The following is a 14,327-nucleotide window of genomic DNA, read 5'->3' as shown; positions in this document are numbered from 1 at the left end:
TTCAGGCGCGGCGCCGCACGACATACGCGGCGCCGCGCTCGGCCGCCCGCTCGCCCACGTACTCCTGGCCGCGCATGCTGCACCAGGCCGGGATGTCCTGCCGGGCCGCCTCGTCGTCGGAGAGCACCGTCACGGTGCCGCCGACCGGCACCTCGCCGATCACCTTCGCCAGCTCGATGACCGGGATCGGGCAGCGCTTGCCGAGCGAGTCGACGACCAGGCCGCCGGACTCGGTCTTGCTGCCGGATCCGGCGGGTCCTGCGGCGGGCTCCGCGGCCTCCGGGGACTCCGGCGCCCCGGTGGCGTGCCCCGCCCCGCCGGCCGTCGCCCGCGCGGCCCCGGCCTCCGCCGCCGGGACCCCCAGCCGCTCCCGCACCGAGCGCACCACCTGGGGCAGCACCTCCAGGAAGCGCTCCACCTCCGCCTCGGCCGTGCCGTACGGCAGCGAGACCCGCACATTCCCCTCGGACAGCACACCCATCGCACGCAGCACATGGCTCGGCGTCAGGGTGCTGGACGTGCACGACGATCCGGACGACACCGAGAAGCCCGCCCGGTCGAGCTCGTGCAGCAGCGCCTCCCCGTCGACATAGAGACAGGAGAAGGTGACGAGATGGGGGAGGCGGTGCACCGGGTCGCCGACCACCTCCACGTCCGGGACCAGCTGCGGCACCCGCTCCCGGATCCGGTCCACCAGCCGCCGCAGCCGCGCCGCTTCGTCCCCGGTCTCCGCTCCCGCCCGCAGCGCGCGCAGGGACGCCGCGGCGGCCACCACCGCCGGGATGTTCTCGAACCCCGCACTACGGCCCGACTCCCGCTCGTCGTGCGGCCCCTGAGGTGCGAACCGGGTCCCCTTGCGGACCGCGAGCAGCCCCACGCCGGGCGGGCCGCCCCACTTGTGGGCGCTCGCCGCCAGCAGCGACCAGGCGCCGGGCACCGGCCCCCACGGCAGCGACTGCGCGGCATCCACCAGGAGGGGGACGCCCGCCTCCCGGCAGAGCGCGGCCACCTCTTCGACCGGCTGTTCGGTTCCCACCTCGTGGTTGGCGGACTGGAGGCAGACCAGGGCGGTGTCCGGGCCGAGCGCGGCGCCGACCTCGCCGGCCGCCACCCGGCCCGTACGGTCCACCGCCAGCTCCCCGCGGGTGCCGCCGGCCGCCTCGTGGACCTCGGCGGCATGCAGGACGGCGGAGTGCTCGACGGCGGAGTGCAGCAGCCGGCGGCCGACACGCCGACGGGCCGCCAGCGCGCCGGACACTCCCGCGTGCACGGCCTGCGTCCCCGAAGGGGTGAAAACCAATTCGTCCGGGCGGCAGCCCACGGCCTCGGCCGCCGCCTCCCGCGCGGCATCCAGCAGCAGCCGGGCGCGCCGTCCCTCCCGGTAGAGGCGGGCCGGGTCGGCCCAGCCTTCGTCGAGCGAGGCGAGCAGGGCCTCACGGGCGACGGGGTGCAGCGGGGCGGCGGACGCCGCGTCGAAATAGGACATGTACGAGACGTTAGCCCCCGGGCCCACGCGGCGAGGCGTCCTCATCGCGGTGCGGTGGCACGGGCTCCGGGGCGCCGGGGCCCGGTCGGACGGGCCGCCGGGCGCGACCCCGCGGACCGCGCGGGAGCACTCCAGGGCACGGCGTCAGATGCCTGGTGGAAGCGGGTATTCGGGGGTTCGGGGGGTGTCTTCCGTAGGCCTCGGCCACCCCTTAGGGGTGCGTCGCGGCGCGTTGGGCACCCTCCCCGCGCGACCCCAAATAGCGTCCAGTAGGGTTTGGTCCGCATAAACATCCAAACCCCTGCCCGTGCCAGGGCCGGCGACCGACCAGCGAGACGGCCGCAGCCGGTCTCGCGGGCGAGACTCTCGGGAAGGCGCTACGTGAGTCCCAACGGCTCCGACCGCTCGTCGCGGCGCCCGATGCGGCGGAAGCTGCCGCAGGTGCTTGCTGCGGGCCTGGTCCTGGCGACCGCTACTGGTTGCACATATAAGGACTTCCCCCGCCTCGGCATGCCAACGCCCGTCACCGACGAGGCGCCGCGGATCCTCTCTCTTTGGCAGGGCTCCTGGGCCGCCGCCCTCGCAACGGGCGTGCTGGTCTGGGGCCTGATCATCTGGAGTGTGATCTTCCACCGCCGCAGCAGGACCAAGGTGGAGGTCCCCGCGCAGACGCGGTACAACATGCCGATCGAGGCGTTGTACACGATCGTCCCGTTCATCATCATCGCGGTGCTCTTCTACTTCACCGCGCGTGATGAGAGCGCAATTCTCAAGACTTCCAAGAAGCCGGACCACATCGTCAACGTGGTGGGCTTCCAGTGGAGCTGGGCGTTCAACTACCTGGAGGACGTGGACGGCGACAAGGCGCGCTCGAACATCAACTCCAGCGCACTGGACGCGATCCCGGACAAGTGGAAGAAGGGCGCTCCGGCCGGTGCCGACGGCGTCTACGACGTGGGTACCCCCGGCGAGCGCAACCCGCAGACCGGTAACCCGGGCCCGACGCTGTGGCTGCCCAAGGGCGAGACGGTTCAGTTCGTGCTGACCTCGCGTGACGTCATCCACTCCTTCTGGGTGGTGCCGTTCCTGATGAAGCAGGACGTCATCCCGGGCCACACCAACGTCTTCGAGGTGACCCCCAACAAGGAGGGCACCTTCATGGGCAAGTGCGCCGAGCTCTGCGGTGTCGACCACTCCCGGATGCTCTTCAACGTCAAGGTCGTCTCCCCTGAGCGGTACCGGGAGCACCTGAAGGACCTGGCGAAGAAGGGCCAGACCGGATACCTGCCGTCGGGCATCAAGCAGACGGATCACGCCAGGAATGCGGAGACCAAGAACCAGTGAGCATCCTCAACGAACCTCAGGGTGCCGCCGCCGATACGGCTCCGGCAGCACCGCCCGTACGCAAGAAGCAACCCGGCATCGCCGCGGTGAAGTGGCTGACGACCACTGACCACAAGACCATCGGCACGATGTACCTGGTCACGTCGTTCGCGTTCTTCTGCGTCGGCGGACTGATGGCGCTGCTCATGCGCGCCGAGCTCGCCCGTCCCGGCACGCAGATGATGTCGAACGAGCAGTTCAACCAGGCGTTCACGATGCACGGCACGATCATGCTGCTGATGTTCGCGACGCCGCTGTTCGCCGGTTTCGCGAACTGGATCATGCCGTTGCAGATCGGCGCGCCCGACGTGGCGTTCCCGCGGCTGAACATGTTCGCCTACTGGCTGTACCTCTTCGGCTCGCTGATCGCGGTGGCCGGCTTCCTCACCCCGCAGGGTGCGGCGGACTTCGGCTGGTTCGCGTACTCGCCGCTCTCGGACGCGGTGCGTTCGCCGGGCGTCGGTGCCGATATGTGGATCATGGGTCTGGCCTTCTCGGGCTTCGGCACGATCCTCGGTTCGGTCAACTTCATCACGACGATCATCTGCATGCGGGCGCCTGGCATGACGATGTTCCGGATGCCGATCTTCACCTGGAACGTGCTGCTGACCGGTGTGCTGGTTCTGCTGGCCTTCCCGGTGCTGGCGGCGGCGCTGTTCGCGCTGGAGGCGGACCGTAAATTCGGGGCGCATGTCTTCGATGCGGCGAATGGCGGGGCGTTGCTCTGGCAGCATCTCTTCTGGTTCTTCGGCCATCCAGAGGTGTACATCATCGCGCTGCCGTTCTTCGGCATCATCTCCGAGGTCATTCCGGTGTTCTCCCGGAAGCCGATGTTCGGTTACATCGGTCTGATTGCGGCGACGATTTCGATTGCCGGTCTTTCGGTCACGGTGTGGGCGCACCACATGTATGTGACGGGCGGCGTGCTGTTGCCGTTCTTCTCGTTCATGACGTTCCTGATCGCGGTGCCGACCGGTGTGAAGTTCTTCAACTGGATCGGCACGATGTGGAAGGGCTCGTTGTCCTTCGAGACGCCGATGCTGTGGACGATCGGGTTCCTGATCACCTTCACCTTCGGTGGTCTGACCGGTGTCATCCTGGCTTCGCCGCCGATGGACTTCCACGTGTCCGACTCGTACTTCGTCGTGGCGCACTTCCACTACGTGGTGTTCGGTACGGTCGTCTTCGCGATGTTCGCCGGCTTCCACTTCTGGTGGCCGAAGTTCACCGGCAAGATGCTGGACGAGCGGCTCGGCAAGATCACTTTCTGGACGCTGTTCGTGGGCTTCCACGGCACCTTCCTCGTCCAGCACTGGCTGGGCGCCGAGGGCATGCCGCGGCGTTACGCGGACTACCTCGCGGCCGACGGCTTCACGACGCTGAACACCATCTCGACGATCAGCTCGTTCCTGCTGGGCCTGTCGATCCTGCCCTTCATGTACAACGTCTGGAAGACGGCGAAGTACGGCGAGAAGGTCGAGGTCGACGACCCGTGGGGCTACGGCCGCTCGCTGGAGTGGGCGACGTCCTGCCCGCCGCCGCGGCACAACTTCCTCACCCTGCCGCGTATTCGCTCCGAATCCCCGGCGTTCGACCTGCACCACCCGGAGATCGCAGCCCTCGATGCGCTGCACAACGGCCGCGCCTCCGAGGACGACAAGGCCCTCGCCGGCGGCAAGGAGGCGGGCAAGTGAAGATCCAGGGCAAGATGTTCATCTGGCTCTCCGTCTTCGTCCTCGCCATGGCGATCGTCTATGGCGTCTGGTCGAAGGAGCCGGCGGGTACCACCGCTCTGTTCCTCGCCTTCGGCCTGTGCATCATGGTCGGCTACTACCTGGCCTTCACGGCCCGGCGGGTCGACGCGGGTGCGCAGGACAACGAGAACGCCGAGGTCTCGGACGACGCCGGTGAGCTGGGCTTCTTCAGCCCGCACAGCTGGCAGCCGCTGTCCTTGGCCGTCGGCGGCGCGCTCGCCTTCCTGGGCGTCGTCTTCGGCTGGTGGCTGCTGTACTTCTCCCTCCCGGTGATCCTCGTCGGCCTCTTCGGCTGGGTCTTCGAGTACTACCGCGGCGAGAACCGCACGCAGTAACCACGGCGCATGTGCCGTACGGCGGGCCCGGACACCTCAACAGGTGTCCGGGCCCGTCTCGTTTGGCGGCCGGGGGCAGACCCGTTTGCAGTCCTCCAGCGCGCTGAGACAGGTGATTCTTCATATTTTTGGGGCATGAGTCACAGACCTCGAACCCGGACGGTGCTGAGCTGCGGCCTCCTGCTCGTGCCCCTTGCGGTGAGCGCCACCGCGTGCGGGGGCTCGGATTCGGAAGCGCTCTCCGCCAATCCCTACGACGCGGCCGACCAGATCACGGCCAACACCCCCGACGGCAACAAGAAAGCGGACCCCGACAAGCCGCTGGAGGTGTCCGTCAAGGGGGACGAAGCGCGGATCACGGACGTGACCGCCACCGACACCACCGGGCGCGCCGTCCGCGGCGAGCTGAGCGCCGACGGCAGGCACTGGCGCACCACGGTGCCACTGGCCGCCGGCAGCCGCTACACGGTGCGGGTGAGCACCGAGGAGGAGGACGGCTCGCCCGGCCGTAAGACGCTCGTGGTCAACACCCGCGGCGCGGACGGCCAGTTGACCGCCACCTTCGGCCCGAAGGAGGGCGAGTACGGCGTCGGCCAGCCGGTCACCGCCGAGCTGAGCCAGCCGATCAAGGACCAGAAGGCCCGTGCCGTCGTCGAGAGCGCCCTGAAGGTCGACTCCATGCCGCGGGTCCAGGGCTCCTGGCACTGGGTGGACGACAAGAAGCTGCACTTCCGCCCGAAGGAGTACTGGCCCGCCCACGCCACCATCTCCGTGCACAGCAACCTGGCGGGCCTGAAGGTCGCCAAGGGGCTCTACGGAGGCCCGTCCAAGCCCGTGAAGCTCACCACCGGCGACCGGGTGGAGGCCATCACCGACGCGGCGACGCACCAGATGACGGTGCTGCGCAACGGTGAGTCGATCAACACCATCCCCGTGACCACCGGCAAGCCCGGCTTCTCCACCCGCAACGGCGTCAAGGTCGTCCTCGGCAAGGAGAGCTTCGTACGGATGCGCAGCTCGACGGTCGGCATCGCCGCCGGGAGCGGAGACTCCTACGATCTGCCGGTCTACTGGGCCACCCGGGTGACCTGGAGCGGCGAGTACGTCCACGCCGCACCCTGGTCCGTCGGATCGCAGGGCGCGGCGAACGTCAGCCACGGCTGCACGGGCATGTCGACGAGCAACGCCCAGTGGTTCTTCAACACCGTGCGGGTCGGCGACATCGTCAAGGTCGTCAACAGCGGCGGCGACACCATGACGCCGTTCGACAACGGCTTCGGCGACTGGAACATGCCCTGGCAGGAATGGCGCGACGGCAGCGCGGTGAAGAGCAAGGCCTCCGGCACCACAGGAGCGGCCGAGCGCGCCCAGAACCCCGCCGACGACGCCAGGCTGCGCCCGAAATTCTGAGCGCCGCCCAGCGGGCCGCTCAGGCCTGTACGAGGTGCCTGCGGCGCAGCAGGCCGGCCAGGGCGTCGGCGAAGGCCACCGGGTCCAGCGGATGCGTCACCGCGGCGTCCGCACGGCTCCAGGTCGCCAGCCAGGCGTCCTGGGGACGGCCGATCAGCAGCAGCACCGGCGGGCACCGGAAGATCTCGTCCTTGATCTGCCGGCAGACACCCATCCCGCCCGCGGGCGCCGTCTCGCCGTCCAGCACGCAGACGTCGATGCCGCCCTGCTCCAGGGCGGTGAGGACGGCGGGCGCGGTGGCGCACTCCAGGATCTCGATCTGCGGGGCATCGGCGGCGGGGCGCCGTCCGGCCGCCAGCCGGACCTGCTCGCGGGTGTTGGCGTTGTCGCTGTAGACCAGCACCGTGGCAGTCGCCTGCATCGTTCCTCCACGCTTCGTAGCGGCACAGCATCGGGTGGGGCGGATGCTACTCCCGCGGCGGGTGTCCGCAGGAGGGGTTGGCCGGAACCAAGATCTGCCCGACGGGCCGTCAGGGCGGGCTCCGGCGGCGCGGGCGGGTGGGTGGCGCGCCCGGTGCGTCCCCCCTTCGAGCGACCGCCGAAATGGCCCGTACGAGCAGGGCATACGCCCTTGACACACCGAACGGCACCCCCCGGAGTGAGGGCGGGATAAGCGACCGACATAATGTCGGTCGTGGCGACAGCAACGACAGTAGAAACCGGGCACGCGCACCCGTCGGTCAATCGGCCGAACCTCACCAGCGTCGGAACCATCATCTGGCTGAGTTCCGAGCTGATGTTCTTCGCGGCCCTCTTCGCGATGTACTTCACCCTTCGTTCGGTGACCGGATCCGAGTATTGGAAGGAATCCGCCAGTGCGCTGAATCTTCCGTTCTCAGCGACCAACACCACGATCCTGGTGCTCAGCTCTCTGACCTGCCAGCTCGGCGTTTTCGCGGCCGAGCGTGGCGATGTCAAGAAGCTCCGGGCCTGGTTCGTGGTCACCTTCATCATGGGTGCGATCTTCATCGGCGGTCAGGTCTTCGAGTACACGGAGCTGGTCAAGCACGAGGGCCTGTCGCTCTCGTCCGGCCCGTACGGCTCGGTGTTCTACCTGACCACCGGCTTCCACGGACTGCATGTGACGGGCGGTCTGATCGCCTTCCTGCTGGTCCTGGGCAGGACGTACGCGGCCAAGAGGTTCACCCACACGCAGGCCACCGCGGCCATCGTCGTGTCCTACTACTGGCACTTCGTCGATGTCGTCTGGATCGGCCTCTTCGCCACGATCTACCTGATCAAGTAGTCCGGGCCCGTACCGGCTCGCATCAGACAGACATATCCAAAGCATCGACGCAGAAGATCCTGACACCGGGGTAATCCGTGAAAAAGCTCTCCGCACGACGGCGCCATCCGCTGGCGGCGCTCGTCGTCCTACTCTTCGCGCTGGCGGTCACTGGGGGGCTGTACGCCGCGTTCGCGCCGGCGGACAAGGCTCAGGCCGATGACACCGCCCAGTCCCTTGCCGTCAAGGAGGGCAAGAAGCTCTTCGCCGTGGGCTGCGCCAGCTGCCACGGCACCGGCGGTCAGGGCACCTCCGACGGCCCGAGCCTGGTCGGCGTCGGCGCCGCAGCCGTGGACTTCCAGGTGGGCACCGGCCGTATGCCGGCCCAGCAGCCCGGCGCCCAGGTGCCGCGGAAGAAGAACATCTACACCAACGCCCAGATCGACCAGCTCGCGGCCTACGTCGCGTCGCTGGGCCCCGGCCCGAGCGTGCCGTCCAAGGAGCAGTACAGCCCCGAAGGCGCCAACATCGGCAAGGGCGGCGAGCTGTTCCGCACCAACTGCGCGCAGTGCCACAACTTCACCGGCAAGGGCGGCGCCCTCACCGACGGCAAGTTCGCACCGACGCTCGAGGGCGTGGACCCGAAGCACATCTACGAGGCCATGGAAACCGGCCCGCAGAACATGCCCTCCTTCGGTGACGGCTCGCTGTCGAAGGAGAACAAGAAGGACATCATCGCGTACCTCGGCGCCGTCAACGGCGATGATTCCGAGAGCCCCGGCGGCCTCGACCTCGGTGGTCTCGGTCCGGTCAGTGAGGGTCTCTTCGGCTACATCTTCGGCCTGGGCGCGCTGATTGCGGTCGCCATCTGGGTCGCAGCCCGGACTACGAAGGCCAAGAAGTCATGAGCGAGACTGGACGACACGAAGACGTGCCAGAAGAAACCCTTCCCAGTGAGCGGGAGACGGCTCACGAAGGCGCGGTGGCCACGGCGGAGAACCCGTTCGCGGACCCGGGCCTGCCGCCCCACGAGCACCGTGCCCAGGACATCGACGAGCAGGCCGCCCGGCGCTCCGAGCGCACCGTGGCCTTCCTCTTCCTGGTGTCCATGGTGGCCACGGTCGGCTTCATCGCCTCGTACGTGGCGATCCCGATCGACAAGATCGTCTACATCTGGCCGCTGGGTCACATCAGCGCGCTGAACTTCGCGCTCGGTCTGACGCTCGGCGCGGCGCTCTTCTGCATCGGCGCCGGTGCGGTCCACTGGGCCCGCACGCTGATGTCGGACGAGGAGGTCGCCGACGAGCGCCACCCGATCGAGGCCGCGCCCGAGGTCAAGGCCAAGGTCATGGCGGACTTCGCACAGGGTGCGAAGGAGTCGCAGTTCGGCCGCCGCAAGCTGATCCGCAACACGATGTTCGGTGCGCTGGCCCTGGTGCCGCTCTCCGGTGTCGTCCTGCTGCGCGACCTCGGGCCGCTGCCCGGGAACAAGCTGCGCACCACGGGCTGGAAGAAGGGCGTCCGCCTGGTCAACCAGGCGACCAACCTCCCGCTGCGTCCCGAGGACATCGCGGTCGGCTCCCTGACGTTCGCCATGCCCGAGGGCCTGGAGGAGGACGACGAGGAGTTCGCCGAGAAGATCGCCAAGGACGCCCTGATGATCGTGCGGATCCAGCCGCAGAACATCAAGGACAAGCACGAACTCTCCTGGTCGCACGAGGGCATCGTGGCGTACTCGAAGATCTGCACCCACGTGGGTTGCCCGATCAGCCTGTACGAGCAGCAGACGCACCACGTGCTCTGCCCCTGCCACCAGTCGACGTTCGACCTCTCTGACGGCGGTCGGGTGATCTTCGGTCCCGCCGGGCACGCCCTGCCGCAGCTGCACATCACAGAGAAGGACGGCTTCCTGGAGGCCGCAAACGGCTTCGAGGAGCCCGTCGGCCCGAGCTTCTGGGAGCGCGGATGAGTAACGAGACAACCGCGACCACCACACGTCGTGGCCAGGCGCCACGGGGCGAGCGGATCGCGGACTGGGCGGACGGCCGGCTGGGCATCTACAGCCTCGCCAAGTCCAACATGCGCAAGATCTTCCCGGACCACTGGTCCTTCATGCTCGGTGAGGTCGCGCTCTACAGCTTCATCATCATCATCCTGACCGGTGTCTATCTGACGCTGTTCTTCCACCCGAGCATGGCCGAGGTGACCTATCACGGTTCCTATGTGCCCATGCAGGGGATCCGGATGACGCAGGCCTTCGAGTCGACGCTGGACATCAGCTTCGACGTCCGGGGCGGGCTGCTTATAAGGCAGATCCACCACTGGGCCGCGCTGGTGTTCCTGGCCGCGATGATGGTCCACATGATGCGGGTGTTCTTCACGGGCGCCTTCCGCAAGCCGCGCGAGGTCAACTGGCTGTTCGGCTTCCTGCTGTTCGTGCTGGGCATGTTCACCGGCTTCACCGGCTACTCGCTCCCCGACGACCTGCTCTCCGGCACCGGTGTGCGGTTCATCGAGGGCGTCATCCTGGCGATGCCGCTGGTCGGTTCGTACCTCCAGTTCTTCATCTTCGGCGGGGAGTTCCCGGGGCACGACATCATCCCGAGGTTCTTCACGGTGCACGTCCTGCTGCTGCCGGGCATCATGCTCGGCCTGCTGGTGGCGCACCTGATCCTGGTCTTCTACCACAAGCACACCCAGTTCCCGGGTGCCGGCAAGACCAACAACAACGTCGTGGGCATGCCGCTGCTGCCGGTCTACATGGCCAAGGCCGGAGGCTTCTTCTTCCTGGTCTTCGGTGTGATCGCCGCGATCGCCGCGATCGCCAGCATCAACCCGGTGTGGGCGATCGGCCCCTACCGGCCCGACCAGGTCTCCACCGGCGCCCAGCCCGACTGGTACATGGGCTTCGCCGAGGGTCTGGTGCGTGTCATGCCGGGCTGGGAGTGGAACTTCTGGGGTCACACCGTCAACTTCGGCGTGCTGATCCCGATCATCATCTTCCCGCTGGTCCTGGTCGCGATCGCGGTCTACCCGTTCGTCGAGTCCTGGGTCAAGGGCGACAAGCGCGAGCACCACATCCTGGACCGCCCGCGCAACGTCCCGACCCGGACCGGCTTCGGTGTGGCCTGGCTGATCGCGTACTTCGTGATGCTGATCGGTGGCGGCAACGACCTGTGGGCGACGCACTTCCACCTGTCGATCAACTCGATCACCTGGTTCGTCCGGATCGCGTTCTTCGTCGGGCCGGTGCTGGGCTTCATCGCCACCAAGCGGATCTGCCTGGGCCTCCAGCGCCGTGACAGGGACAAGGTGCTGCACGGACGCGAGTCCGGCATCATCAAGCGCCTGCCGCACGGTGAGTTCATCGAGGTCCACGAGCCGCTCGACCAGGAGCAGCTGCACGTGCTCACGCAGCACGAGCAGCCCGCGCCGCTCGAGCTCGGCCCGGAGGTCGACGAGAACGGTGTGGCACGCAAGGTGTCGCGCTCGCAGAAGCTCCGCGCCAAGCTCTCGAAGAGCTACTACGGCGAGGACAGCGTCATCGCCAAGCCCACGGTGGAGGAGTACAAGGAGATCACCAGCGGCCACGGCCACCACTGATCACCTCGGCGCCGCGTAGCGCACCGTAGGGAGTACGCCACCCAGAGGGCCCCGTCCGATCACCGGACGGGGCCCTCCGGCGTCCGGGGCGGCTCGATAGGGTGACGGCATAAGCAGGAGACAAACCAGGAGTGTGGACCATGAACGTTGTGACCCCGGTTGGCGGCGACAGCGTGGCGGCCCACACCTGGCCGGCCCTGCTCAACGCCCTGCTCGACGGCCGTGACCTCGCCGCGGACGACACCGCATGGGCGATGGACAAGATCATGCGGGGCGAGGCCAGCGACGCCCAGATCGCCGGCTTCGTGGTGGCGCTGCGGGCCAAGGGCGAGACCGTCGCGGAGATCTCCGGCCTGGTGCGCACCATGTACGCCCACGCCCGGCTGATCGAGGTACCGGGCCCCAGCGTCGACATCGTCGGCACCGGCGGCGACGGCGCCAAGACCGTCAACATCTCCACGATGTCCTCGATCGTGGTGGCCGGCACCGGCGCCAAGGTCGTCAAGCACGGCAACCGCGCGGCGTCCTCGGCCAGCGGCGCCTCCGACGTGCTGGAGAAGCTCGGCGTCAATCTCGACCTCACCCCGCAGCGGGTCGTCGAGGTCGCCGAGGAAGCGGGCATCACCTTCTGCTTCGCGGTGAAGTTCCACCCCTCGCTGCGGCATGTCGCCAACGCCCGGGGCCAGCTCGGCATCCGTACGACGTTCAATGTGCTGGGCCCGCTGACCAATCCCGCGAAGGTCCGCGCCCAGGCGACCGGAGTCGCGGACGCCCGGATGGCGCCGATCCTGGCCGGGGTGCTCGCCGAGCGCGGCTCCTCCGCGCTGGTCTTCCGCGGCGACGACGGCCTGGACGAGCTGACCACGACCGCGACCTCCCGGGTCTGGATCGTCCGGGACGGCACGGTGCGCGAGGAGGCCTTCGACCCGCGGGACGTGGGGATCGAGCTGGTGCCGGTGGAGGCGCTGCGCGGCGCGGACGCCTCGTACAACGCGGAGGTGGCCCGCCGGCTGCTGGACGGCGAGACCGGTCCGGTGCGTGATGCGGTGCTGCTGAACTCCGCGGCGGCACTGGTCGCGCTGGAGCCGTCCGACGCCCCGCTGGCCGCACAGATCCGGGCCGGCATCGACAAGGCCGCCGCCGCGATCGACTCCGGAGCGGCCCGGCAGGCGCTGGAGCGCTGGGTGGCCGCCAGCAACGCATGAGCCAGCGGTGACGCAGAGTGTGACGCAAGCCCCGGTCCGGTATACGGACCGGGGCTTGCGTGATGTTGCCCGTGTGGCATGATTCTGCCCAGGTCACGAGTGACAGCGATGCAGGCCCCGGCCCGCTGTCCGGCAACCCTCCTTCCGTGGCGGGGTGCCCCGGGTGATGACCAGGCCGTAGGCAGCGAGGTCTGCGGCAAGCGCGGATCCCTCGCCAGGGATCCTGGTCGTCGAGGGAGAACTTCCGTGAATCAGCGAATGCGATAGGGCTCGACGGCCCCTTTTCCGCATCCCTTTTTCTTCCCCGTTGCGGCGCCGTGCGGTGCGCTCCTTGCGCCCCCGCCCGCAGCGAATTCGCTTACCTCTTACGGGAGTTCGCCATGTCTGTTTCCGTCGTTGCCGCCGACCGTTCCGTCTGTGCCCCGCTGCCGGTCCTCGGCCGGGATGTCCGGGTCCCGCTCGTGACCGGCGGCGAGGTCGACTACGCCGCGCTGGACTACGCCGCCAGCGCCCCCGCGCTCCAGCGGGTCTGGGACGACGTCGCGGCCTACGCCCCGTACTACGGCAGCGTGCACCGCGGCGCCGGGTACCTCTCGCAGCTGTCCACCGACCTCTTCGAGAACAGCCGCCGGACCATCGAGGAGTTCCTCGGCTGCGGAGCCGAGGACCAGGTGATCTTCACCCGCTCGACCACCGACTCCCTCAACCTGCTCGCCGCCGTCCTCCCGCAGGACACCCGGGTGTTCGTCTTCGAGACCGAGCATCACGCCTCGCTGCTGCCGTGGGAGCAGCGCGCAGACGTCGCGGTGACGTACCTCAATGCGCCGCGCACCCCGCAGCAGGCGGTGGACACCCTGGAGAAGGCGCTGGCCGAACGCGAGCCCTACGGCCCCGCGCTGGTCTGCGTGACGGGCGCCTCGAACGTGACCGGTGAGCTGTGGCCGGTACGGGAGCTGGCGGCCGCCGCGCATGCGCACGGCGCGCGGATCGTGCTGGACGCGGCGCAGCTCGTCCCGCACCACCCCGTGGACCTCGCCGAACTGGACGTCGACTGGGTCGCCTTCTCCGGCCACAAGCTGTACGCGCCGTTCGGCGCCGGCGTGCTGGCCGGCCGCGCGGACTGGCTCCAGGACGCCGCACCGTACCTGGCCGGCGGCGGCGCCAGCCGCAAGGTCTCCCGGCGGACGGACGGCGGCGTGGACGTCGAGTGGCACACCACCGCCGCGCGGCACGAGGCCGGTTCGCCGAACGTCATCGGCGCCTACGCGATCGCCTCGGCCTGCCGGGCACTGTCCGAGGCCGGTTTCGAGGGCCTGATCGCCCGCGAGCAGGCCCTGATCACCCGGGTGCGGGAGGGCCTGACCGAGGTGCCCGAGGTCAACGTCCTCTCGCTCTTCGGCGAGGACGCCGCGCGGGTGGGGGTCCTCTCCTTCGTCGTCGAGGGCTGGAACAGCTCGCACTTCGCGGCGGCGCTCTCGGCGGAGTACGGCATCGGCGTCCGCGACGGCCTGTTCTGCGCACACCCCCTCGTACGGACCCTGCTGGGCAGCGAGCCGCAGGAGCCGGGCGAGTGCGGCGCCCCGGACTCGGCACCCGGCGAGCGCTCACTGAACGCCATCCGCGTGAGTTTCGGCGCCGGCACCCCCGACGAGCACGTCGAGCGCTTCCTCCGCGCCGTCAAGGAACTGGTGACGGACGGCGCCCGCTGGAACTACCGCACGGAGGGCGGGCGTTGTGTGCCCGCCGTTTAATCCCACGTTGTTGTCTGCGGCGCCGTAGTGGTTTGTCGCCGTTGCTCCCCCACTGCCTAAAGGGCGTGGGAGGTACCCCCAGCGGCGGGCGGGTCCGCTGCGCGGGGCTGTGGGT

12 protein-coding genes and 1 riboswitch are annotated in these 14,327 nt (G+C 68.8%); of the genes, 10 read left to right on the top strand and 2 right to left on the bottom strand.

Annotated features, from left to right (window positions below; translation table 11 throughout):
- Position 1: 1 nt before the first annotated feature.
- On the bottom strand, positions 2-1,486 hold the full coding sequence (locus tag M8I34_RS22860) for a cysteine desulfurase/sulfurtransferase TusA family protein (protein ID WP_250051858.1): 1,485 nt from the start codon (positions 1,484-1,486) through the stop codon (positions 2-4).
- Between the two features lie 381 nt (positions 1,487-1,867).
- Between M8I34_RS22860 and coxB the strand changes: the two genes are divergently transcribed.
- The 4 genes from coxB to M8I34_RS22840 all read left to right on the top strand — a co-directional run bounded on the left by coxB (position 1,868) and on the right by M8I34_RS22840 (position 6,368).
- Positions 1,868-2,830, top strand: a complete 963-nt coding sequence (gene coxB, locus M8I34_RS22855; protein ID WP_250051856.1) for a cytochrome c oxidase subunit II — start codon at positions 1,868-1,870, stop codon at positions 2,828-2,830.
- Entirely contained in the window at positions 2,827-4,563 is a 1,737-nt protein-coding gene (gene ctaD, locus M8I34_RS22850; RefSeq protein ID WP_244415290.1) for a cytochrome c oxidase subunit I, read from the top strand. Before coxB ends, ctaD begins: the two co-directional genes overlap by 4 nt.
- Positions 4,560-4,958, top strand: coding sequence for a cytochrome c oxidase subunit 4 (locus M8I34_RS22845; protein WP_030083935.1), 399 nt, complete (start codon positions 4,560-4,562; stop codon positions 4,956-4,958). The genes ctaD and M8I34_RS22845 overlap by 4 nt, the downstream gene beginning before the upstream one ends.
- 135 nt (positions 4,959-5,093) lie before the next feature.
- The gene (locus M8I34_RS22840; RefSeq protein ID WP_244415292.1) at positions 5,094-6,368 is read left to right on the top strand and encodes an Ig-like domain-containing protein; all 1,275 of its coding nucleotides are present in this window, start codon (positions 5,094-5,096) and stop codon (positions 6,366-6,368) included.
- Positions 6,369-6,387: 19 nt separating this feature from the next.
- Here the strand turns inward: M8I34_RS22840 and M8I34_RS22835 are convergent, their stop codons facing one another.
- Entirely contained in the window at positions 6,388-6,789 is a 402-nt protein-coding gene (locus M8I34_RS22835; RefSeq protein WP_030083933.1) for a response regulator transcription factor, read from the bottom strand.
- 264 nt (positions 6,790-7,053) lie between these two features.
- On the opposite strand from M8I34_RS22835, the gene M8I34_RS22830 reads away from it, so the two are divergent.
- The 6 genes from M8I34_RS22830 to M8I34_RS22805 all read left to right on the top strand — a co-directional run bounded on the left by M8I34_RS22830 (position 7,054) and on the right by M8I34_RS22805 (position 14,212).
- Positions 7,054-7,674 (top strand): heme-copper oxidase subunit III, encoded by a 621-nt coding sequence (locus M8I34_RS22830; RefSeq protein ID WP_030083931.1) that lies wholly within the window; start codon positions 7,054-7,056, stop codon positions 7,672-7,674.
- 77 nt (positions 7,675-7,751) lie between these two features.
- Positions 7,752-8,561, top strand: coding sequence for a c-type cytochrome (locus M8I34_RS22825; protein ID WP_244415293.1), 810 nt, complete (start codon positions 7,752-7,754; stop codon positions 8,559-8,561).
- Positions 8,558-9,622: a ubiquinol-cytochrome c reductase iron-sulfur subunit gene (locus M8I34_RS22820; protein ID WP_250051854.1), complete on the top strand. Its 1,065-nt coding sequence runs from the start codon at positions 8,558-8,560 to the stop codon at positions 9,620-9,622. The genes M8I34_RS22825 and M8I34_RS22820 overlap by 4 nt, the downstream gene beginning before the upstream one ends.
- Complete coding sequence (locus M8I34_RS22815) at positions 9,619-11,256, top strand: ubiquinol-cytochrome c reductase cytochrome b subunit (RefSeq protein ID WP_250051851.1); 1,638 nt, start codon at positions 9,619-9,621, stop codon at positions 11,254-11,256. The genes M8I34_RS22820 and M8I34_RS22815 overlap by 4 nt, the downstream gene beginning before the upstream one ends.
- Before the next feature lie 140 nt (positions 11,257-11,396).
- The gene (gene trpD, locus M8I34_RS22810) at positions 11,397-12,461 is read left to right on the top strand and encodes an anthranilate phosphoribosyltransferase (protein WP_250051849.1); all 1,065 of its coding nucleotides are present in this window, start codon (positions 11,397-11,399) and stop codon (positions 12,459-12,461) included.
- A 91-nt stretch (positions 12,462-12,552) separates the two neighbouring features.
- Positions 12,553-12,670, top strand: a riboswitch (SAM riboswitch).
- 171 nt (positions 12,671-12,841) lie between these two features.
- A complete protein-coding gene (locus tag M8I34_RS22805; protein WP_250051847.1) occupies positions 12,842-14,212 on the top strand; it encodes an aminotransferase class V-fold PLP-dependent enzyme in 1,371 nt (456 codons plus the stop codon).
- Positions 14,213-14,327: the final 115 nt, after the last annotated feature.

This window comes from Streptomyces sp. MCA2, assembly GCF_023544705.1.
GTDB lineage: Bacteria > Actinomycetota > Actinomycetes > Streptomycetales > Streptomycetaceae > Streptomyces > Streptomyces decoyicus.
This window is presented reverse-complemented; position numbering and strand designations above follow the sequence as displayed.